Annotated in this window: 17 protein-coding genes; 1 reads left to right on the forward strand and 16 read right to left on the reverse strand. The window is 42.3% G+C overall.

Going from position 1 to position 22,202, the window contains the following annotated elements:
- Window positions 1–369: 369 nt before the first annotated feature.
- The 4 genes from CTER_RS07130 to CTER_RS07145 form a co-directional block, all read right to left on the reverse strand.
- Window positions 370–594, reverse strand: coding sequence for a hypothetical protein (locus CTER_RS07130; protein ID WP_004624536.1), 225 nt, complete (start codon window positions 592–594; stop codon window positions 370–372).
- A 270-nt stretch (window positions 595–864) separates the two neighbouring features.
- Window positions 865–2,775 carry a glutaminase domain-containing protein gene (locus CTER_RS07135; protein WP_004624607.1) on the reverse strand — a complete coding sequence of 637 codons (1,911 nt, stop codon included), beginning with the start codon at window positions 2,773–2,775 and terminating at the stop codon, window positions 865–867.
- Between the two features lie 42 nt (window positions 2,776–2,817).
- Window positions 2,818–4,992, reverse strand: coding sequence for a pyruvate formate lyase family protein (locus tag CTER_RS07140; protein WP_004624587.1), 2,175 nt, complete (start codon window positions 4,990–4,992; stop codon window positions 2,818–2,820).
- A gap of 22 nt (window positions 4,993–5,014) precedes the next feature.
- Window positions 5,015–5,914: a glycyl-radical enzyme activating protein gene (locus tag CTER_RS07145; protein WP_004624638.1), complete on the reverse strand. Its 900-nt coding sequence runs from the start codon at window positions 5,912–5,914 to the stop codon at window positions 5,015–5,017.
- A gap of 281 nt (window positions 5,915–6,195) precedes the next feature.
- On the opposite strand from CTER_RS07145, the gene CTER_RS07150 reads away from it, so the two are divergent.
- On the forward strand, window positions 6,196–7,413 hold the full coding sequence (locus CTER_RS07150) for a GntR family transcriptional regulator (protein ID WP_004624544.1): 1,218 nt from the start codon (window positions 6,196–6,198) through the stop codon (window positions 7,411–7,413).
- Window positions 7,414–7,633: 220 nt separating this feature from the next.
- On the opposite strand, the gene CTER_RS07155 is transcribed toward CTER_RS07150, so the two are convergent.
- The 12 genes from CTER_RS07155 to CTER_RS07210 all read right to left on the reverse strand — a co-directional run bounded on the left by CTER_RS07155 (window position 7,634) and on the right by CTER_RS07210 (window position 22,197).
- Complete coding sequence (locus CTER_RS07155; protein WP_004624635.1) at window positions 7,634–8,593, reverse strand: glycoside hydrolase family 43 protein; 960 nt, start codon at window positions 8,591–8,593, stop codon at window positions 7,634–7,636.
- Window positions 8,590–10,356: a glycoside hydrolase family 2 protein gene (locus CTER_RS07160; protein WP_423219199.1), complete on the reverse strand. Its 1,767-nt coding sequence runs from the start codon at window positions 10,354–10,356 to the stop codon at window positions 8,590–8,592. Before CTER_RS07160 ends, CTER_RS07155 begins: the two co-directional genes overlap by 4 nt.
- A 147-nt stretch (window positions 10,357–10,503) precedes the next feature.
- Window positions 10,504–11,346: a carbohydrate ABC transporter permease gene (locus tag CTER_RS07165; RefSeq protein ID WP_004624621.1), complete on the reverse strand. Its 843-nt coding sequence runs from the start codon at window positions 11,344–11,346 to the stop codon at window positions 10,504–10,506.
- A gap of 25 nt (window positions 11,347–11,371) precedes the next feature.
- Entirely contained in the window at window positions 11,372–12,262 is an 891-nt protein-coding gene (locus tag CTER_RS07170; RefSeq protein ID WP_004624719.1) for a carbohydrate ABC transporter permease, read from the reverse strand.
- 107 nt (window positions 12,263–12,369) lie between these two features.
- Window positions 12,370–13,743: an ABC transporter substrate-binding protein gene (locus CTER_RS07175; RefSeq protein WP_004624705.1), complete on the reverse strand. Its 1,374-nt coding sequence runs from the start codon at window positions 13,741–13,743 to the stop codon at window positions 12,370–12,372.
- A 385-nt stretch (window positions 13,744–14,128) separates the two neighbouring features.
- Window positions 14,129–15,079 carry an ArsR/SmtB family transcription factor gene (locus tag CTER_RS07180; RefSeq protein WP_004624609.1) on the reverse strand — a complete coding sequence of 317 codons (951 nt, stop codon included), beginning with the start codon at window positions 15,077–15,079 and terminating at the stop codon, window positions 14,129–14,131.
- A gap of 342 nt (window positions 15,080–15,421) precedes the next feature.
- Entirely contained in the window at window positions 15,422–15,640 is a 219-nt protein-coding gene (locus tag CTER_RS07185; protein ID WP_004624683.1) for a hypothetical protein, read from the reverse strand.
- 245 nt (window positions 15,641–15,885) lie between these two features.
- Complete coding sequence (locus tag CTER_RS07190) at window positions 15,886–17,721, reverse strand: DUF2264 domain-containing protein (protein WP_004624684.1); 1,836 nt, start codon at window positions 17,719–17,721, stop codon at window positions 15,886–15,888.
- A 16-nt stretch (window positions 17,722–17,737) separates the two neighbouring features.
- A complete protein-coding gene (locus tag CTER_RS07195; protein WP_004624633.1) occupies window positions 17,738–18,925 on the reverse strand; it encodes a glycoside hydrolase family 88 protein in 1,188 nt (395 codons plus the stop codon).
- Window positions 18,926–18,969: 44 nt separating this feature from the next.
- On the reverse strand, window positions 18,970–19,818 hold the full coding sequence (locus CTER_RS07200; protein ID WP_004624579.1) for a carbohydrate ABC transporter permease: 849 nt from the start codon (window positions 19,816–19,818) through the stop codon (window positions 18,970–18,972).
- A gap of 50 nt (window positions 19,819–19,868) precedes the next feature.
- Window positions 19,869–20,786: a carbohydrate ABC transporter permease gene (locus CTER_RS07205; RefSeq protein WP_004624554.1), complete on the reverse strand. Its 918-nt coding sequence runs from the start codon at window positions 20,784–20,786 to the stop codon at window positions 19,869–19,871.
- A 70-nt stretch (window positions 20,787–20,856) separates the two neighbouring features.
- On the reverse strand, window positions 20,857–22,197 hold the full coding sequence (locus CTER_RS07210; protein WP_004624649.1) for an ABC transporter substrate-binding protein: 1,341 nt from the start codon (window positions 22,195–22,197) through the stop codon (window positions 20,857–20,859).
- Window positions 22,198–22,202: the final 5 nt, after the last annotated feature.

Consider the following 22,202-nt stretch of genomic DNA (forward strand, 5'->3'; position numbering starts at 1 on the left):
TAAAGGAGGTTAATTGGCCATGTGCGCTTTCAAAGTATTGCGAAATACTTTGAATATTTCGCACGGCCATAAATTCACAGGTTTGCTTGGAATACAAACGCAAGTGAAGTCTTTCAAGTTAACCTCCCGAGTCTGAATTTCACAGACTTATCATAGCTTGCCTGTCATCCTGCGCAAGCTTTCTGTCTATATTCAACTTGTTCTTCGCTAGGGAACCCTATGGTTCCCTTCGACGAAACACTTCGTGTTTCTGAGCACCCTCCTTAAACCGGAAAAGGGGGATCCCCTTTTCAAACCCCTATGTTAAGAACATATTCGTATTTGAACTCACAATGCCTTATATCACTAGTTTGTATTCATTGATTAACATCATAATTTGCTTAACACCAAAAAAGGCTTTAGCCAACCTAAGCCTTTTTTTATTTGCAGATAATTAATCTTGATCAATTCTTTAGTTGCTGAAAATGAAACATGGAAAACATAAGTGATAGCCAGGGGTGTTACATCTAAAGGAATTATTTCCCGGCAGCCTGACACCGGGAAATAATTCCCAAAACCCCATATCCGGAGTGCTCTTAAATTATTTATATACATAATTAACTCCTCCCGTCGTCCGCGCTATCTCAAAGCTCTATCAAACATATGATAGTAAAAGATAAAGGATTATAGTGCAGTGCATATAATAATTTTGCAAGCGACATATGCTGACTATAAAAGGATTATTCCGTTAAATAAGTACATATTATAATTTAGCATGTTTTATATATAATTACAACCGCCTGCATTTTGGCAGGTTTCTGAGTATAGAGCTTCAGCAATACTACTGCCCCCCTTCAGTTTCACATCTTTGACTCCGGATTGACTCTACAGCTTCACCCGGAAACCACCGTCGACAAGAAGTTTTATGAACAGCCCGCCCTGTACGCTGCGGTGCTGAAAACCAACTTGCTTTGCTGTAAGAGTATCATACCAGTCGCTCATGGGCACTCTTGATTCTGATTCATTGTAAGCCTTCCACAGCGGTTCTATCATTTTTTCAAAATCGGCTTTGCCGGGCATAAGTGCCGCACTCCAGACAAGCCAGTCGGATTTTGTATACGCTGCTCGGTTGTCAAGAGGCATACCGTAGGTATTTATATGTATGAAATAGCTTTTCAGCTCGGCATCCAGCACCTCCTCCGGAAAAAGACCTGTCTTGAAAATACGGTCCCAGATCAGATTATATTTCATGCTGAAAGTGCCGGGTTTATCAAATGTAAGCCTGAAAGTGCCGTCCTCATTTAATGCTCTTTCCGTCCAGCTTTTTGCCATATCCCTGGCGGCATTGTAATATACCCAGCTTTCCTCGCTGCCCGACAGGTTTTCCATTATAATACCGAAGCTTGCAATGCCCATCACAGCCTTTGCCGCCAGATTGCAGTTGTGGGCCAGGTGGCCGGCAAAATCATCGGTGCACAGCTGGTTTTCGGGATCTGCACCGTTGCTGATAAGATATTCGGCCCACTGCTTCAGCAGCGGAAGATATTTTGCAGCAAAGTCAAAACTGCCCCCGGCCAGTGAAAGTGCAGCTGCCGTAATCAGCATATTGCCGCATTCCTCAATGGGCATCTGATCCTCAAGGTTTGTTCCGCCGCCATACACCTGCCCGTTAAGCAGAGGATATGTACCCGCATCATGGGGTGCAAAGTCATGGCACCATACATCTGAAGCGGCATATTTGAAAACAGGTCTCAGCATGCCCTTCACCAGTTCGGGATTGTACAGCAGGAACATGGGTATGGAGGGATATGTCACATCAACTGTGGCGGCACAACCATTGCTGAAGCATTCCTTGGAAATAAACAGCAGTTCTCCGTCTTTGTCAGCACAGAGCTTGTGGGCGGCAATTACCTGCCTGTAGGCCAGCAGCAGAAGCTCTGCATATTTTGAGCCGCCGCTTGCAGCAGCTCTTTTATACAATTCCTCCGAAAACAGGCTGCACCGGCTCATAATATCATCGTATTGGTCAAACGCCCGGCCGATGATTTCCTTAATATCCTCCGATTCTCTTGTCCAGAAGCCCTTAAGGTTTTGGCCGAAATATTGGATACTGTATATGTCATCATAAGCAAAGGCAAAAAGAGCATGGTTCTGTCCCGCCGTATCCAGCACTGCGCTTGCTTCAAGTTCTGTAGCTTCTCCCTGCTTCCGGATGCTTATCTCAGGACAGCCATACTTTGCCGCCAGATAAAAATAACCCCAGTCAATGCGGACATCATCCCCAGCCCGGTTAAGTACCTGCTGGCTGGTGCTGCCCATCCTGGCGCAAACCACCTCATTCTCCATTGCAAGCAGCTCTCCGCCGGTCTCCTGCTCATCTCGGTTGTTGACGCACAGATCGTCGGAGACATACAGGTTTATCTTTATATTGCGGGGCCGGCCGTCCAGGCTGCGGACCTGGGCTTTCAGGTAGGAAACGGGCCTGGACAGTACTTTCAGGTCATCCAGCAGCAGAGGTGATGTAAACACCAGCTTCAGTTCAACCGACTCAACTTCAAAGGTGTAAATTGTCGACATGGCGTTGATTTTGCAGCCTGTCTGGGCCATCTTCCCCATATTTTTACGGTCTCCCATAAACAGATATTCACGGCCGTCAAGCTGTAAAACACCGGTGACGGCGTTGGATTTTCCCGTCCAGTGCACGGTTTCTCCCCCATTCAGCTCATCCTTGAAAGACCAGACACTGAAGTAGGGGTCGATAGTAATAAGTGGTGTTGCCGGTGCTCGCAGTTTCATTGCTATAATTACCTCCATATTTGTTATGATCACTTTTATTTATCATTTCCTGCTGGAAAGAAATCTGTCCACTACCTGCTGCCTGTATTCCTTTGACAAAGATGCAAAAAATGCCGAATAACCCGTTACACGCACTACCAGGTCAGGATGCCTGGAGGGATCCTCATGGGCCTCCAGCAGCTTCTTTCCGGTAAGACAATTCAGGTTGATAAGGGTTCCTCCCATCTGATTATGGGTATGGATCAGTGAAATCAGTGCATCTATTCCTCCGGCTTTTCCCAGCATATCGGTATCAATGTCCAGGTGCAGGGGTGAAGAATTGCCGTAGCCCGGCTGCAGTGCCGCTACAGCATTGGCCTTTAATGAAGGCGAAAAGGAGTCGATTCCTGCCGCAAAACCCGGATCGGGTTCGTTGGAATGGGATATGGCTTCTCCGGCCTTTCTGCCGTTTGGTGTCGCAGGAAGCTTTGCCCCAAGTTCTCCTATATTCCCGTGTGAAAACATGCCTGGAATTATTGGGAGATTGTATTTCGGCGTGCCCTCATGCTTACAGCACCAGACATAGTGGTTCCTGATTCTGTCGGCCCATTTCTGCGCCTCCGAGCCCGGGCAGCCCAGCCGGCTGATATTCTTCAGCATAAGGCGGATATTTTCAGCCCCTTCATAGTTTTTGTCAAGAACATCAAACAATTCCTGCCATGTAATCCTGCCTTCCTTCACAACACGCTGCTCAATAGCTGCAAAGGAATCGGCGACGGTAGCCATTCCCACGCCGTCGATATTGAAGTTAAGAATGTCCACACCACCTTCGGAACAGTTAAGCCCCCTCTCAACAGGGCCGTGCATGAACAGATTGTATACAAGCTCGGGCGTATTTCTTCCAATCACCTCGTAGTGCCTGTCATAGCCCGACTTGATGCTGTCCACTATAATTTTTGTGTGATGGCAGAACCTCTCGAACAATGCTTCCAGCGAGGGCTCCCCGCACCTTATATCCTCCATGGCATAGTGGAAGGCAAATCCCAGATTGCAGCGGGTGACATCCTGAAGGGGATATTCTCTTCCGGGTATGGCGGTCCAGTTGCAGCCGACCTTTGCCCTCATACGGGCCAGTTGAAGCGGGTATCCGTTCTTTGCATAACCCTGCTCGCAGCCGATATTACAGGAATAGCTGACGCCTGTGCCATCCTCCAGCATATATTCCAGAGAACGCCTCAGCAACTGGGGATTGACGTCGTCATGGACCCTGAGGGCTATATTTGCCGGAATGCGCAGATAATGCATGGCGTCCAGTATGATGAACGACATGCGGCTGGTCATATCTCTGCTGCCGTCGGGTGTCAGTCCGGCAATCTGTGAATAGTGGGTATCGTTGAAGAACAGGCTGGCCACATACCATACTGCCTGTTCATCGGTGAGTATCCCCGCTTCCATATCCTTTTCATAGTAGGGCCTCAAAACCTCATCCAGCTGATCCATTGCCCCTCCTGCAAAATAAGTGCGGTCAAGGGTCTGGAAGTGTGCAATGAACTGGCAGGCTTCCCGCAGTGTCCTCGGAGGGTTGTTTACCAGCCATTGGTTGATTTCAGCTATTTCCAGAAGATTTTTCCTTGTATCCGGGTCGCTTTCCTCCTGTGCCATCCTTTCGGCCTCCAGGGCCAATGCGCCGGTCCATTCCTGCATACCCAGCACCACCAGTTCCTCTCCGTCATAGAAGGAGGTATCTGCCGGTGAGTTGAACTCCCTGAAATGCCTTATTTTATCCAGCAGCCCGCCCCAGCCCAGCTTTAGGCCTATTTCTATATCCCCGGCACAGTGGTTCATGCCTCCAAAACCCGGAAAGGTATTGTATTTTGCCCATACCTCCTTCAGGTCGGAGGGCTGGTCCTCAGGTATTATGCCCATCCTCACGAAATTCTGCAAAGGCCCTATCCAGGCCCCTGCAAGTGCGCTGTTTTTATTTATGTATTTAGGTATTTCATTGAAAAATCTTCTTAAGTGCTCTCCAATGGCCACATAGCCATATACAAGTCCCGAGGGATGATTGGGCCTTGCTTCGAATTTGAAATCGGGATAGTGGACAAAACCCCAGTCGTCAAAATCCTGGTGTCCGATTTCCTTTCTCTTGAATTCATTGATTTTCAGTTTGTCTTCACGGAGTCCATTAACCCTTTGTGAATATAATTGTGACAATATAACTCTGTCAGTCTGCAACATTGCTGCTCCCCCCATCTCCATTTTATGTTTTAACCGCATTCAAACCTTCACTTACCAGTATTTCAACTGCTCTGTCCATCATAGCTTCAGTTGGGACTTCAACAGCTTTCAGTTCATTATCCATACCAAGTGCAGTATATTTGTTGTCGCCCAGCTTATGATAGGGCATGACTTCAACTCTGCTTATGTTTAAAGACTTAAGTATCCCGGCAATCCCGGGAATTTGTCCGTCATTGCACTCCGGAACAAAGGGAATCCTTACGAGTATCTGCTTTCCTGAAGCCGAAAGCCTTTCCAGATTATTCAGGATACGGACGTTCTCGGCGCCTGTCAGCAGCTTGTGTAACGCCGGATCAGCCGCTTTTATGTCATACAGGAACAGGTCGGTCAAAGGCAGAATTCTCTCAAAGCTGCTCCAGGGGACGTTTCCGGCCGTATCTACCGCCGTATGTATACCTTTTTCCCTGCAGCGTTTCAGTATTTCATACAAAAATTCAATCTGGAGCATGCACTCCCCGCCTGAAAAGGTGACTCCGCCTTTCGAATTACTGTAATACAAATAATCCTCCATGATGGAAGCAAACACATAATCAGCATCCACGTATTTGCCTACGGCAGTTATGGCATTGGCAAAGCATACATCGGCACAAGCCAGGCATCCAATGCATTTGGCCCTGTTTATCATATGCATCTGCTTATCGTCAAGTACGTGCACACCATTTGGACACGCCTTGAAACAGGCCCCGCACCCGATGCACCGGTCGGAATAAAACTCGATCTGATTTTTGGGTGAGATTGATTCCGGATTGTGGCACCATTTGCATCTGAGGTTGCAGCCCTTAAAAAATACCGTAGTTCTGACTCCCGGGCCGTCATAAATAGAAAAATGTTGAATGTTGAATATATTTCCTTTGGAATTCACCGAAAATATCAACCCCCTTTATACCTGATCTTATTACATATTATATATCAATATTTGTCATGTTTATTATATATTATATATTTATTATAATCAATTTATTTCTTATATTTTCAATAATGCATTAATTTGTCAGGTTCTACACAAGTACATTTCTTTTTTAACCACATGGAACTTAAAAGTATCTTGATTCCTTAACATAAATCAAGGCATTGACATGTTTGTTATATTTGTTATATCATGTAATATATACATTAATTATTAAACTGGAAGGATCCTTAAATATGAAGATTGAATCAAGAACACCGTTGTATGCAATGATCAAAGATTATATAAAAAAGCAGATCTCAGAAGGAACTTTTAACGAGAACGACAGGCTCCCTCCCGAGGTTGAACTTATGAAAACCTTCAATGTAAGCAGGATTACCGTAACCAAAGCCCTTACCGAAATGGCCGATGAAGGAATAGTTTACAGAATACCAGGCAGGGGCACTTACGTCAGCAGGAACCCTGGCAACCCCATAGAGGCTTCCGAAGCAAATGAATCAAGGGCAAAGGAACCGGTTGATGTTAAAACAGACACAGCCGAAAACCGCCGGGAAGGATCAGGTTTGATAGGTTTTACCATTCCCACCCTTGAGGACTATTTCTCCACAAATATACTTAACGGCATTAAAAAATCCCTGGACGAAAGGGGGTATTCCCTGCTCATACAGATAACCTTCAACAGGGCCAAGGAAGAGCAGGCAATAAGGAATTTTATTAAATTCGGCGTCGACGGCATGATCATCTTTCCCGTGGATCAGGAAACCTACAACGAGGAAATCCTTGCCTTGAAGGTGAATCACTTCCCCTTTGTACTGGTGGACCGCTATCTGCCCGGAATAGATACCAGTTATGTAGTTTCAAACAATGTGCTGGGCGGGAAACTGGCCGTATCCCACCTGTATGAACTTGGTCACAGAAATATTGCAATCTGCACAAGCACAATGCTTCCCACATCTTCCACCGGAGACCGCATTAACGGTTACCTAAGCGAATTAGCTGAAAGAGGTATAAAGGAAAATTCCGAGCTGATCATAAAGGACATCGATGTATCCAAATTCGAAAGCAGCTCCGACAGCGCACTTAAAAACAATATAGTAACATCTGTAAACAACCTGCGCCTTATAGATGCGCTTAAAAACGGAAAAGCTACCGCCTTCATAGTAACCGACGGAAAAACAGCGGTTTATATTTCAAGAATTTGCGAACACCTGGGAATCCGCATTCCGGAGGACATATCTCTGATATGCTTTGACGATCCCCTATACACCCCCTTTAACTCAAGCTTTTTCACCCATATAAAACAATCCGAGAGCTCAATGGGTTACAGGGCAGGAGAAATCATGGCCGATTTGCTGAAACCCGAAAAGAGCGAGAACCTCCAGGCATACCACAAAATCATTTTGGATCCGGAACTTGTTGTTCGCAAGTCCTCCGGCCCCGTCAGGAAGAAATGAGATATCGCCGTTGTATGCTTATCCGAACATAAAAATAAAACTCAAGCCAGAAATTCCTGAGTTTTATTTCAAATATTCTGTTATACATCAAATGATATGCCAAATGTGTTTGCGATATATCATTTGATATGTCATATGTATTTGCAATATATCAAATGACATGTCAAGTGCATTTGTGATATATCATTTGATACGTCACAGGGTTCCGGGTTCAATCATTTCAGAACTCTCCCGACGGCTTTCCCAGCTCCGACCACCGGGACATGGGTTCTCCGAATTCCGGCAGCCCCTCACTGTTCCAATAAAACGGCTGCGCCCAGGTACTTCTGAATGCCGTATTCAGCTTGTGGCCTCTTTGCTCTGAGATCCCATGGAAGATTATCCAATCCTCCTTATCATCGGGAGATTTTACAAAGCTGTTATGACCTACGGCAACCACCCGGTTTTCTACCGATTTAGCAAATACCGGAAAAGCTGATTTTGTCCAGGAATCTATATCAAGCAAATCACTTTCATCGGGAGCAGACACCATTCCCAGGCAATAATCCTCAGTCCAGGTCGTGCTGGCGGAGTAGATAACAAATATCCTGCCATTTCTTTTCAGAATGGCAGGCCCCTCGTTTATAGCCATTCCGCCCCGCATTTCCCAATCAAATTCCGGTTTTGTCAATAAGACATCCTCACCGGAAAGTGTCCATGGGTCACTCATTTTTGCGATGTAAATCGCAGAGCCATACTCGGGAAAATTCCCATAGCCCGCATACAGGAAATACAGCTCACGATTATGCTGCAGTACCGTACCGTCCAATCCGGGGTATTGTGTATTAACCTGCCCTTTTTCGGTCCACGTTCCCAGCATGGGATCTTCGGATTCATTTTCCAGAACAAATATCCTTCTCGTTTCATCTCCGCCGCCATCGTTGGCAGTGAAATATACATACCATTTGTCATTTATAAAATGAAGCTCCGGCGCCCAAAGATTCTTTGAACAGGGTCCCGTTGACCCAGGAGTCCAGATTGTTTTCTTCGCAGCCTGCCCTATACCGGTAATGGACCGGGAAGCCCACATTTCAATCCTATCCCCTCTTGTCACCATAAAATAATAAAAGCCGTTACAATGCTTATACAGCCATGGATCAGCACCATTTTCAAAAATAGGATTTTTAAATGTATTTTTCATTTAACCTCATTAACCTTTCTTATGGCTTCAATATCCACCTTCGGTTTTCTGTCGGCCGTCAAAAGGCCGTTTATCTCCTGCATAACATCAGTCAGCTGGGTATAGCAATAGCCCCTGATATACGGAGTGTTTTTGATGGCCCCCGTAATATCTCCAAATCTTTCAAAAAAACTATTCTCATCAACAACCGTCCCATTATATCCCCAATTGCCGGAATCCTCGCTTTCAAAAGCTATTCCTCCATATTCAGACACCAGTATGGGCTGTCCCCCGTACTCCGTCCCTTCGGCGTACAGAAGCCTCCAATTGTTTACCGAACCTGTCAGCATTTGCTCCTTATCGTGGTACTTTTCATTAAATTCCCCGCTCCAGGCTTCATAATCGTGGATTCCGCAAATATCGGATTCCACCTGCTCCCATCCGTCATTGGTGCTGATCAAACGCGTTTTGTCCATTGAGCGGAGGATGTAATATAGAGATTTCGCAAAATCCTGCTGTGTTCTATCAGTATAAATATTCCTAACGCCCCAGGATTCATTCAGCGGCACCCACGCTACAATACAGGGGTGATTATAGTCACGGTTTACAAATTCAATCATCTCAGTTGTAATATTCTGAGTTTCCTCTATGCTAAAATCATATGCAGCCGGCATTTCACCCCAAACCAGCAAGCCTAATTTGTCAGCCCAGTAATAATATCGCGGGTCCTCTATTTTCTGATGTTTTCTGGCTCCGTTAAAACCCATTTTTTTGGTCATTTCTATGTCATGGATAATAGCCCGGTCACTTGGCGGGGTCAGCAGGCTCTCAGGCCAGTAGCCCTGATCCAGTATCAGCTTCTGGTAATAGGGACTGTTATTCAGAAGTATAAAGTCACCCTTTACCGATATCTTTCTCATGCCAAAATAGCTTTTAAATTCGTCCGACCGAATCCCGTCCTCTTTGACAGTAAACCTGACATCATACAAATTGGGCGTTTCAGGCTTCCAGTAGTGTATTTCATCTATGTAATCCTCCTCAGCCATATCAATGGTCAATTTGAATATCCTTCTATCAATGCCGGCTGTTATTTTTTTCTTTTCCTGCCCCTTATAATCCACAACGACAGTAAGCTCGGCATTCTCCGGCTCCCTGTTCAGAAAAATTTCAGTCAATACGGTTTTCCTGTCAATGTCGGGTGTTATTCTCAGTTTATCAACATACAATCCGCCTACTGCTTCCAGCCAAACAGTCTGCCAAATGCCTGAAGTCGCAGTATACCAGCACCGGTCGGGGTTTTCCTTCCAGTATTGCTTTCCCCTGGGCTGCGTGCATTCATATCTGTCCTCGGCCTTTACAGTCAGCCGGTTTTTCCCAGGCCTTATACTGCCGGTAATATCAAACTTGAAAGGCACATATCCGCCTTGATGTTTTCCTGCATATTCTCCATTTATCCAGACCTTTGCGGCGTAATCCACAGCTCCGAAATAAAGTAAAACCTTTTTTCCGGCAAAGCTTTCAGGAATTTCGAACTCTCTTTCATACCACAGGTATTCATGCATTTCCCTGCCGGCAATACCGCTTAGCTCACTCTGGTAACAGAAGGGCACCACTATTTCTTTGGAAAACTCCTTCCCTCTATACCATCTTTGTTCTTCACCGGCATTTTCATCATCAAATTCAAAATTCCAAACTCCATTGAGGTTCAGCCATTCCGCCCTCTCAAAATCCGGTCTCGGATATTCGCTTCTAGGTTGGTTAGTCATATTATTCAAAGCTTTCATCTCCCAAATTATTAGTCTGATCATTAAGTACTGCTCTGTTTTAGCTTCCAATTCCATTCTTTGAGTTTTTACAACCGCAGAAATATGAAATAATTTCAGCCCTTAATTGCCGGTTACCAGCAGCCAAAAATTTTTTCATATTTGTTATTATCCTTTTATTCCCGAAAGCGCAATACCTTCAACGAAAAATTTCTGTGCCAGCAGGTATATGACAAGAATGGGCAATATACAAATTACAGTGCCTGCCAACAACAAATTATATTGGATGTTGTATTCGAAGCCTCTGAATATGGCCAGGCCAAGGGGCAAGGTAAACATATCCTGTTTATTTGTGACTAGCAAAGGCCACAGGAAGCTGTTCCAGGAACCAATGAATGAAAAGACACAAAGTGTTATGATTCCAGGCTTTGATAATGGCATAATTATCCTGCAGAATATCCCGAATTTGCTGCTGCCGTCAATAGTGGCAGCTTCATCCAGTTCAGACGGAATGCTCATAAAAAACTGCCTCAGCATGAAAGTCCCATATGCCGTGAAAATAGAAGGCACTATGAGAGCCTGGTAAGAGTTCAGCCAGTGGAATACCCTCATGATAACGAAATTAGGTACCATAACTACCGGAAAAGGTATCATCATGGTTGCCAGGTAAGTGAGAAAGATTTTGTCCCTGCCCTTATAATGAAGTCTTGAAAATGAATAAGCAGCCAGTGAGCTGGTGGTAATCTGGCCCGCAACCGTAAGCACAGTTACAAATACGCTGTTAAAGAAGTATTTGCTGAAACTCGCCTTAACCCAGGCATCGGTGTAATTGGAAAGCTGCACGGGGTCCGGTATGAACACCGGCGGGTAAATGAATATCTGCCCCGAGGTTTTTAAAGAAGTTATGACCATCCAAAGAAATGGGAAGCCCAGGAATATGGCAAATATGGTCATAAAAATGTATATCAATGCTTTTCTGGTCATTCGAAGTGCTATATTGTTATCCAACACGTCTGTACCCCTCCTATGCACTCAGTTAATACTCGACCCATTTGTCCTGCATTTTAAACTGGACATATGTGAGTGAAAAAACGATCAAAAACAGGATCCAGGAAAGGGCCGAAGCATTTCCCATCTTAAAGAACTGGAACCCGTTATCATATATGTAACTGACAATGGATTTCGTCGTGTTGTTGGGCGCTCCTCCGGTCATCATGTACACATAGTCGAAGACCTGGAAGGAATTGATAATGGACATAACCAAAACAAAAAAAGTTGTGGGTGTGAGCATGGGTATAGTCACTGAAGTAAATTTGCGTATGGTGCCGCCTCCGTCTATCTCACAGGCTTCATACAGCTGTCTGGGTATTGCCTGCAGCCCCGCAAGGAACAGAACCATATTGTATCCCGCACTGCTCCATATTCCTACAGTAGCAATGGCAACCATTGCAGTCCTTTCGTCGGCCAGCCAGTTTATGGACGGAACATTGAATATTGACAGGAACTGGTTTATAAGTCCAAAATCGGTATTGAACATCCATGTCCAGACAATTGAAACCGCAATCGAGGAGGTCACTACCGGCAGAAAATATATAAACCTGTAAATCATTCTTCCTCTCAGCCGCTGGTTTACCAGAAGTGCAAGGAGCAACGCCAAAATCATCATTCCGGGTATGGCTATGAGACAATACCTGACGGTATTCCATAAAACCTTCCAGAATAAAGGATCTGCAGTAAACAATTCTTTGTAATTGCCTATGCCGATAAATTCAGGAGGACTTATAAGATCCCAGTTGGAAAAACTCAGAACCAATGAAGCTCCTACAGGTATTAAGGAAAATATGAGGAAGCCGATGAAGTTTGGCGCGATAAATGCAAGTCCCGTGAGCAAATTCCTTCTTTCACGGGAATTATTTGTTTTTTTCAAGTTGCATTACCTCACTTTTTTTTATATTATCAAGCTCTTCCAAAACAATTGCTGCAGACATCAGCTGCTGCAGCAATTGTTTTTTGAGTTATAATGGCTGACTTAAATTATTTTGCTTCGTTGACCTTTGCCTGAAGCTTTGTCTGCACGCTGTCAAGCACTGCCTTTACATCGGCATTTTCCTTTGTCCATATCAGGTCAAATTCCGGCCAGATCTTTGATTCTATTTCGCTCCAATTTGAAGTTGTATAAGCTCCTCTTGATATCTCTGCGGATTTCAGAGTAACACCCAGATCCACGCCCGGAGTCGTGGAGGACTTCAAATAAGCATCCGACTTGGCAATCTGAGTATTTGCAGGCATACCAACTTTTCCTTCGGCAGCTACCTTCTGCCCTTCCTCGCTTACATTAAACGCCAGGTATTTCCAGGCATCCTCTTTATTCTCCGACTGGTTTACAATAAACCAACCATTGGGAAAGGTATTAACCACGCGGCCGCCGTTAGGCGCCTTGGGAGTCAGCGTTATACCATAGTTGATCTTTTTATCATCATAAACTGCAACATTCCAGCTGCCCAAATCAAACATAGCAATATTTCCATTTGCAAAATCAAAGGCATTGCTCTTGTTAGCCGCTGCAGAAGGTGTAACCTTGTCCTTCCATATAAGATCATGCAGGTACTGGAAGGTTTGTACATTTTCAGCAGAATTTAAAACGGAGGTTTTTCTGTCATCCTTTATAAACTCTCCTCCATTTGCCCAGATGTACGGGAAAATAAAGTTGGGCCATGCGCCGAAGGAAAAGCCGTATTGATCAATTTTTCCGTCTCCGTTTGTATCCTTGGTCAGCTGCTTCGCAGTTTCCCTCAAGGTATCCCATGTATAATTTTCATCCGGATACGAAATACCGGCTTTATCGAAGATGTCCTTGTTGTAGAAAAGCACATTTACAAAGGTCATTGTAGGCATGGCATACAATTTTCCGTCAACGGTAAACGGTCCATACATGCCCTCCGGCATACAATCCTTTTTAAACGAAGTGTCTTTGCCCATATAATCGGTAAGATCCGCCATGATACCTTTCGCCTGATATGTAGGTGTCAGCATCTCCTGCATGAATGCAATATCCGGAGGTGTACCGCCTGCAATCATAGTCTGCAGCTTTGTCCAATAAGTGTCATTGGGAAGAGTCTGCAGGTCGATTTTTAAATTGGGATACTTTTGTGTAAAGGCATCATTAACCTTTTTCTGCGCATCCCACCTGGCCTGTTCACCCCACATAACCGCTACCAGCGTTTTTTCCTCACCACCGCTTTGTGCGGCATTCGCTTCGGCACCGGTGCTTTGAGCCGCCGTGCCGGAGGATACCCCTGCGGTACTTTGTTCGGCTGCATTCTTGCCGCCACAGCCGGCCAATGTGCCCGCAACCAGGATTACGGCCAGTAAACCTGACAATAACTTGATGCTTTTTTTGATCTTCATCTTATTTTCCCCCTTGAATTATAATTACTGATGTCTTTTGCCAATCTATTAAAGAATACTGATCCATGCCGGCCCGGCGCCTTTTAAGCCAACTGTGTTTCGTACCCAAAATAGGTTAATATTAAACTTTCTCATATATTTCAGTCTCGATATTCAGATATTCATCGGTATTCTTTTTCTTCGGGATCCTTTAGATTTGGCCATGATGATACAGTACTTATTACGGTAAACAACCTAAGCTTTAAATTATATAAAAGTAAAGATTTTGTTTTATTACATGTTTTTTGTTGGTTTTATTAAAAAAAATGTAATTCATACAATATTATTGTTTTATTACATTTTTATTGTAGCATTGCCCATAAATATTGTCAACATATTAATGGATTTATTCAAAATTATTGGAATAATCAATTCTCATAACTATGTTTTGTGCATGGTCTCCGAACTTATCACCAAATATGTTGATGCCTCCCACGTTGGCAGCATCCTCCCTGACTCCTATCCTGACACTGATATAATCACGTGAGTTCAGGGACAGGTCCTCCAGTCTGATGCCGGATAACGGCAGTTCATCTATACTTGAACCTTCAGAATTTATCCTCCAGGTTTTGAGCATACCGTATTGCGTACTGGCATCGGGCCACCACTGCGGATTGAGCCTTCCTCGTCTTCCGCCGAAATCACCCGGACATGTCCATGTTCCTATTTCAATATCATTTATCCACAAGGTAATGTCCGAAGGCCAGTTATTACGGTAGTTCGGGGCTTCGGAGCACAGTTCCAGGGACAATTCCAGCAGGTTGGCCCTGCCGTGCTGCAGAATGCTGTTGGGAAACCGGTATTCCACATAGCCTTTATAGAACCAAATCAGCTGGGCGTTTATTCTCTCAGGGTTATAAAAGCTTCTGGGATTATCCTCCACATCAATGCATGCCTTTTCGCTCATTATTCCGCATGTAGGGCTGACTTTGCAGTCAATATAGCTGCCGATGGGCATATTTATGTAGAATGAATTGACCACCGCCGCATTGTTTTGCGGTGAAAGCTCAATGTTGATCAAATCTATTTTGCGGCTGCACAGCTTCATAGAGCCTCTGACACCGGGCTGCAATTCAGTGAGTATAAGCCCTGCATCCTCCAGGAATTTTACGTTCACCGCAGCGGTGGAAGTGGGTATCCCCAGTTTTTCGGCTATTTCGTTCACATTCAGACTATCTGTATTTAAGAGTTTCAATATTTCTATGCGGATTTCCGATGCCAAGGCCTTTGATACGCTAAATAACCTTTCTGCATCCTCCGTGCTTAAAAATACCTGCTTTGCAATATAATCCGTCATACAATCAAATCTCCTTCTATCTAATTGGGCAATTTATGAATCAAAGAATACATATTATATTATTATATTGTAAATTCGTTCAATAACTTTGTCAATTAGATACAGGATTAATTAATGGTTTATTACATATTTGTTGTAATAAACCATTGAAACTTACGTGTGAATAATGATATTTGAAGTATATATTATTTTTCCAGATACACTATCAATCACCGAAGTACAGCTTGATTCTTTCATTTGTATTTCTAAGACCAGAAACGGAATTAGTAGAGGCATAAAATGGAGTGAAATAGGGTTTGAAATATGCGGTGAATTTATCCACACAACCCAATTTGAAAATTTCTAATCGCTTTCCCTTTTAAAGAGCATTACATCCCCGGGCGGATATGCCTGAGTATAAACCGGACCATATTGATCCACCTTCAAAAGGATACCCCTGTTTTGATAAATATAATCCCATGGAGCCGGCAGGTTAAGTGATTTCATGTTAAACCCTGCGCAATCTTCCTGAAATTCGCCCCATATTGTCATATCGTTTCCATATATGACATTGCTTTTCATTATAATAATTCCTCCCCAGCTTTATTTCCTGTTCAAGTCCAACAGGCATGGTTTTGGTACATAGGAATATTATAAAAATATATAAGTTTATATAAAATATTGACTTTTTAATATTTGCGGTCTTTTTTAATTAAAATGTAACAAAAAAAGAAGGAATAAATCCTTCCTTTTGTCCTTAAGAAGTCAAAATGCACATATGAGCAAGTGTACTATTTAATATAGGATTTTGCAGGATACAAAGAGATTTAAATCAAGATTTCTTTTACATTTTTCCCATTGAATACTTTGATTAAATTATTTGTTAATTGGACTGATGGGAGGTTCATAAAAATTTGTTCATCAACTTCTCCTTTGATGCTTCCAATCACCAAACAAGCCAAAATATGTTCACCTGTTTCGAGATGCTCTATCAATGTTGGAATCCACGTACGGGGTTCTAATAGGTTTGTATTGGCTTCCGCTCTGATAATTTTTCCTTCTCTATTGCCAGTAAGATTTATTATACCACTTGTACCCCAACGGCAATTAACCATTGCAATATTAGTACCGCATTTCATATTCTCGCCAGCAGAAAAATTAATATCCTTTTCTCGTGATATTGCAAAACCTCCTTCAGCAGTATCCAATTCTCTACGGGTCTTAATTTTATGTATTCTGACATGATTGCCTTCATAGGGAATAATCCATGTCTGTATCTCTACATCTTTCCAGGGCTTCCATCGTGAAAATATATAGTCTTTTTCTACCTTTACCTCTTCACATTTTCTTCTGACCCTGTAATAGTTATCTCCTTCACTCAATGCCAGCATAGAGTCATAGGCTCCCTGTTCAAGTCCAAACTCTCCTCTTGGAACACTAAAACCGAATACATTGGAATATGCAAATTTCTCATATTTTGCCGCACCGTGAACAGGCTCAAATTCCGCATGTTGGCCGGCAGTATAAACTATTACATGCTTGTCATGCCTGCATATAAGCATATACGGATGCTTCTGTACAGAACTCCCTTCCAGTAACGGTAATTCCTCTTCTTCAGTTTTCCAGAACGGATGATCATCCTTTAAGGCAAGTAATATAAAGGTTTTTAATGCCCAGTACGGTGACCCTGGAGCATTGTAGCCTTCTGCCATATTAAGATTCGGGTAGGCATATCCGATGGACAGTATTCCATCTGTTGAAAAAATCGGCTGTTGAAACCACCATCTTAAGTTCCTACATATTATCCCTTTCATCACTCCCAATGGTAATTCATCAACACCTGCAAAAACCAATGCACTCCAGAAGCATGACTGAGCAAATCTGTATGTCAGGCTTCTCCCAAATGGTATTGATGAGCCATCCTCCGAGAACCAATATATGAAATCCCCGGCAAAAAGTTTTGCCCTTTCCTTATATCTTTCGGCCCGGTTGTCATCATCCCCAAGCTTTGAATAAATAAGTCCGTAAAATTGCATGGCAAAAGGTATGTAGTAATCTCTCTGGCTGGAAATACCATCCTGATACCAACCGTCAGAGATATAAAAATCGTCCAGCCGGTCCAGATCTCTTTCCAGCATTTCGAAATCGTACTCTGCTTTTACTTTTTTTAAGCCCAGGTTGACAAGTACTCTGAAGAAAAGCCAATTGCTATCAACTACAATATAATGATTAATTTGGGCCAACCACTTTGAAAAATTATGCTTTTCACTTTCATTCAATGGCTCCCATACTCTTTCCGGAATCATACATAACGCAAGGCCCAGTACTGCCATTTCAACCATCAGCTGATCCTTATCGCCTATCTTCCCCCAATATTCCTGACTATTCGGGTTGGTTCCGTTTTTTATACCCCTTACATATATATCAATAAGCTCTGACTCCCCGCCTCCCGCAAGTAGAGGCACCAAGCCCCATAAGGGCCTTGAAAATGCCTCCATTCCGGCAGTCCTCCCAGTGCAAAAACTTCCGGTATTTCCAATGTGAAGTCTGGTTCCACCCTTGCTGTAGAACTTTTTTAGCGGACAGCACAGCTGTTTTACAGCCTCCTGAAAATCCTTTTTACTCCTAAGGGGGTTGTCAGTAACCGCGTTATATACAAACATTTTTACCACTCCTTACTTACCAGTATAATTTCCAGTTTTTAATCAGTCTGACGAGAGCCTCAAAATAGAAGTAATCTCCCCATATGTTGCACTCGTCTATTCCTTTACCATCTGGTTTTGAGTACACAGCGTGCAGGAGAACTCCGTTTGATTCAGGGCAATTAACGGATGTATATCCCTTACTCAGCGAATTAATAATATTAAGTGAGGCATTTTCATATACTCTTTTATTTTCTTCAGTCAGTGGCAGATTTCTACACATCTCAAGCAGACCACAGGCGGCAATAGCCGCAGCAGAGCTATCCCTCTCCTCACTTCCCTCTGTAAAGAACAAGTCCCAATAACAAATAAAATCCTCCGGGAGCCTGTTTATGAAGTAATTGATTACTTTTTTATTAAGCTCAATCAATTCCCAATCCCCAGTATAAATATAACTCAAAGTAAATCCATATATGCCCCAGGCTTGCCCTCTAGCCCAGCAGGAATTGTCCGAAAACCCTTGCGCAGTCTTTCCATATTTAGGCTGTCCGTTCTCAACATCCATATAGAAAGTGTGAAAGCTTGATGCATCGTCTCTGATAATGTTCCTGGCGGCCTGTTTTACATGGTTGTATGCTGCATCATAATATTTCTTGTCTCCGGTAATTTCTGCAGCCCAGTATAACAGCGGCAAGTTCATACAGCAATCTATTATCATCCGTCCTCTGTTTCCAGGATCGTTGAGATCTCCCCAGGCTTGTATTATTCCTGCTTTATCAAAATAACGTACCATAAGAAGGTCTGCAGCTTTTAGTGCCGAGCTCATCGCTTCCGTATTACCAGTCAGCTTAAACGCTGCAATACAGGAGAGAGTATATAAAAATCCAAGGTCGTGGGTATCGGTGTATATTCTTTCATCTATACGCTTTTGATAACTAATCAGTTGATTTTCAGCAGCTTTTCTATACTTTTCATCTCCTGAGACCTCATATGCAAGCCAAAGCATTCCTGTCCAAAAAGATGATGTCCAATCAATATTATCTATTGCGGGATAAATATTATTTACGCTTGCAGGCGCAGGATATTTGTCCTTGAACATTTCCATATTCCGGTCAATCTTTTTTAATACAAGCTTAATGGCATTTTGGCAATACTCCTTTGTCAATACCGGAGCACTTAAGAATTTTTGAGGACTTTTTATACCTTCATCTATTATCTGCTTCATTTTTTTATCTCCAAATATATAAGTTTTTGACTGCCTATAAAGCTTTATCCCTTAATACCGGTTGTTGCTATTCCTTCTATAAGAAATCTTTGAGCTATCAAGAATATTAATACTACCGGAATCATTGAGCACACTGCCGCAGCCATAATCAGTGCAAAACTTTGGTTATAGTCACTTAAAAACAATCTGATTCCTAATTGTATAGTCAGATTTTTCTGGGATGTCAGATATATCAACGGTCCTAAAAAGTCATTCCATACAAATACGGCAGTAAATATTCCAAGAGAAGTCAACGCCGGTTTCGCCAGGGGGAGAATGATCTTTGCATATATACCAAGTTCCCCCAATCCGTCAATTCTTGCTGATTCTGATAGTTCCTCAGGTATGCTCATAAAAAACTGTCTTAAAAGGAATACTCCATAAGCTGTAAATGCCTGAATCAAAATTAATGATAAGTGAGAATCACTTAAGCCGAGTTTTCGGATAATAATAAACTGAGGTATCATATAAACCTGAAACGGAACGGCAATAGTTCCTATATAGGCTATAAACAGAGTGTTTCTACCTTTAAATTTAATTTTTGCAAAAGCATATGCAGCTAAACTGCTTGTTAAGAGCTGCAGAAAGGTAATTATAACTGTCAGCTTGACAGTATTAAAATAAAAAACACCAAATTTTATCTGCTTCCATATATCAACATAATTTTGCCATCTAAAAATTTTAGGTATCCACCTTATAGGGAATTCATATACATCATTATCAGGCTTAAATGAAGCTGAAAGCATCCATGCAAATGGGAACATTACAAGTACCGCCGCAATTGAAAGCCCAATGTAACCAAGTATTGTTGTTAAATTTGGTTTGGAACGCCTAAGTTCTGTGTTTATCGGCATAATTTTTGGCCCACACCTTTCAAAATAATATTTATTTTGTCAGCCAATCGTTACATGTAATTGACCCATTTTTCCTCATTTTTGAACTGAACTATGGTTATAGTTAAAACAAGTGCAAATAAGACCAATGCAACAGCTGACGCATATCCCATTTTAAAATTAACAAAGGCCTGATTGTATATATAATATACAAGTACGTTCGTAGCCCTGCCCGGTCCCCCGTTAGTCATAACAGCTATTTGATCAAAAACCTTGAATGAATTTATCAGAAGCATTATAGTGACAAAAAATGTTGTCGGGGTCAACATCGGGACTGTTACTTTCCAGAATTTCTGCCACGAATTGGCGCCATCCACAGTAGCAGCCTCGTATAACTGTACAGGTATATCATTTAATCCTGCTATGTAAATGATCATATAGTATCCCATCGTCTTCCATATACCAACAAAAATAATTGCGGGCATTGCCCAGACTGTTGATGCTGTCCAACCTGGAGGATTACTTATTCCCAATGACCTTAATATTTCATTAATTGGTCCCATATCGGGCTGAAACAACATATTCCATGCAACAGCGACTGCTACAAGTGATGAGATATATGGAAAGAAAAACAGTGATCTGAAAAAGTTTGTTATCTTTGATCCCTTACTCAGAGCAAGTGCCAGGATTAGTGACAGTATTAACGTTCCTGGTACCACTGTCAAGGTATAATAAATTGTGTTAAGTAGTGAAATATAAAAACCTTCATCTTTAAACATTGTGATAAAGTTCCCCAATCCAGCAAATTTTATGGGATTGGAAGTATCCCATTCCATTGTGCAAAGCACGAAGGAAAAAAGAACAGGTATCAGAGTAAATACTAGAAAACCAAGAAAATTTGGAAGGAGAAAAGCATATGCAATAATCCTGTTTCTTGTATCTATCTTTTTATTAATTGCTTTATTAAGATCTTTATTTGCAATATTCATTGAAATCACCTCTCCTGCCGTATAAAAATTCAGGTGCTTAACAGCACCTGAATTTTTATATTAATTTGACCTACTTGTTATCTGCCGCTAGATCCTTTGTTCTTTCATCCAATTCTTTCAAACCCTCATCTATACTCTTTGCTTTTGTAAGTATCAGTTCGCTCTCTTCAGCTAATATTTTCTTCATTTGAGCAGCATTTTTATGAGGCAGAAGCTGTTGGACAACATCCACAGTTTCAAGTGCTGACTTGTTGTCTTTAGGAAATCCATCAATACTGGCAACTGCATCCAATACAGCCTGATTTATATAACCGGGCATTAATCCTCTCTGTCCTAACATTACCGCACCTTTTTCACCTGCCATAAATTTGAGGAATTCCCAAACGGAATCGCCTTTTTTCGAACTTGATAACAAAGCAACAGGTGTCAGATTGCCAACTGTTGTTCCAGGCTTATTTTCAGCAAAATGAGGAGCTTTGGCTATTCCCCAGTTAATATTTGTTGTACCTGCTTTTTTATCTGCTATCAATTGTCCTATATGCCAGGTTCCCATAACATGCATGGCAACCTTACCCGACTCAAACATTGCTTTGTAATGTGCATTTGAAGTTTTGGCAGCTGCAAAAGTCATAGCCGATTTATCGTCCTGCTCCATTTCAAGTGCTAACTCAAAGGCAGGCTTTAGATAACCGAAATTACCACTGATAAGATCACCCTTTCTTGTAGCAGTGCTGATATCAGCTATAGTATTGTCAAACGTGTGAAAATATGTACCCCATATCTTATCGTTACCTTTGCCGCTGGTTAACTTTTTTGAAATTTCTCTGAACTGCTCCCAGGTCATGTCATCAGTAGGATAAGCTAATTTAGCTTTGTCAAAAATATCTTTATTGTAATACAATATCCAAAAATCGGATCTATACGGAAGAGCCATAGTCTTTCCTTCTGCTTTCAAAACATCGGCATTTGCTCCATAAGGATTCATATTAAAGTTATCTTTACTGATATATTCGTCAAGTGGAGCAATCTGTTTCTTCATAAGTAAACTACTGTACTGTGGAATTTCCTTGATTGCTATACCATCCAAATCCTCACCTGCTGTAAGCATAACAGCTGTCTTGTCTATATAGTCCTTTGAAGCAATATCAACCAATTCAACCTCAACTGTGTCACTTTGCTTATTAAATTCTTCTGCCAGATCATTAAACTCTTTTGCATTTGTTGCAATATCCCAACAAACAAATTTAATTTTTTTCTTTTCAGATACAGTTGATGTACTAGCCTGAGTCTCTTCACTTTGCACTTCTGGTTGAGAAGCGGCTTCCTCAGTTTTTTTGCTTCCACAGCCTGCAAAAAGAGTTGCAATTAACGACAAACCAATAAAAATAGCCGTTATTTTTTTAAACTTCATATTCT

This window comes from Ruminiclostridium cellobioparum subsp. termitidis CT1112, from assembly GCF_000350485.1.
GTDB lineage: Bacteria > Bacillota > Clostridia > Acetivibrionales > DSM-1351 > Ruminiclostridium > Ruminiclostridium termitidis.

Bases quoted from the DNA above. Each gene is read 5' to 3' on its own strand.
- CTER_RS07160 (WP_423219199.1), bottom strand. From the start codon at position 10,356: ATGAAAGCTTTGAATAATATGACTAACCAACCTAGAAGCGAATATCCG.
- CTER_RS07190 (WP_004624684.1), bottom strand. From the start codon at position 17,721: ATGTTTGTATATAACGCGGTTACTGACAACCCCCTTAGGAGTAAAAAG.
- CTER_RS07180 (WP_004624609.1), bottom strand. From the start codon at position 15,079: ATGACGGATTATATTGCAAAGCAGGTATTTTTAAGCACGGAGGATGCA.
- CTER_RS07150 (WP_004624544.1), top strand. From the start codon at position 6,196: ATGAAGATTGAATCAAGAACACCGTTGTATGCAATGATCAAAGATTAT.
- CTER_RS07140 (WP_004624587.1), bottom strand. From the start codon at position 4,992: ATGTTGCAGACTGACAGAGTTATATTGTCACAATTATATTCACAAAGG.
- CTER_RS07175 (WP_004624705.1), bottom strand. From the start codon at position 13,743: ATGAAGATCAAAAAAAGCATCAAGTTATTGTCAGGTTTACTGGCCGTA.
- CTER_RS07155 (WP_004624635.1), bottom strand. From the start codon at position 8,593: ATGAAAAATACATTTAAAAATCCTATTTTTGAAAATGGTGCTGATCCA.
- CTER_RS07200 (WP_004624579.1), bottom strand. From the start codon at position 19,818: ATGCCGATAAACACAGAACTTAGGCGTTCCAAACCAAATTTAACAACA.
- CTER_RS07135 (WP_004624607.1), bottom strand. From the start codon at position 2,775: ATGAAACTGCGAGCACCGGCAACACCACTTATTACTATCGACCCCTAC.
- CTER_RS07130 (WP_004624536.1), bottom strand. From the start codon at position 594: ATGTATATAAATAATTTAAGAGCACTCCGGATATGGGGTTTTGGGAAT.
- CTER_RS07210 (WP_004624649.1), bottom strand. From the start codon at position 22,197: ATGAAGTTTAAAAAAATAACGGCTATTTTTATTGGTTTGTCGTTAATT.
- CTER_RS07205 (WP_004624554.1), bottom strand. From the start codon at position 20,786: ATGAATATTGCAAATAAAGATCTTAATAAAGCAATTAATAAAAAGATA.
- CTER_RS07185 (WP_004624683.1), bottom strand. From the start codon at position 15,640: ATGAAAAGCAATGTCATATATGGAAACGATATGACAATATGGGGCGAA.
- CTER_RS07195 (WP_004624633.1), bottom strand. From the start codon at position 18,925: ATGAAGCAGATAATAGATGAAGGTATAAAAAGTCCTCAAAAATTCTTA.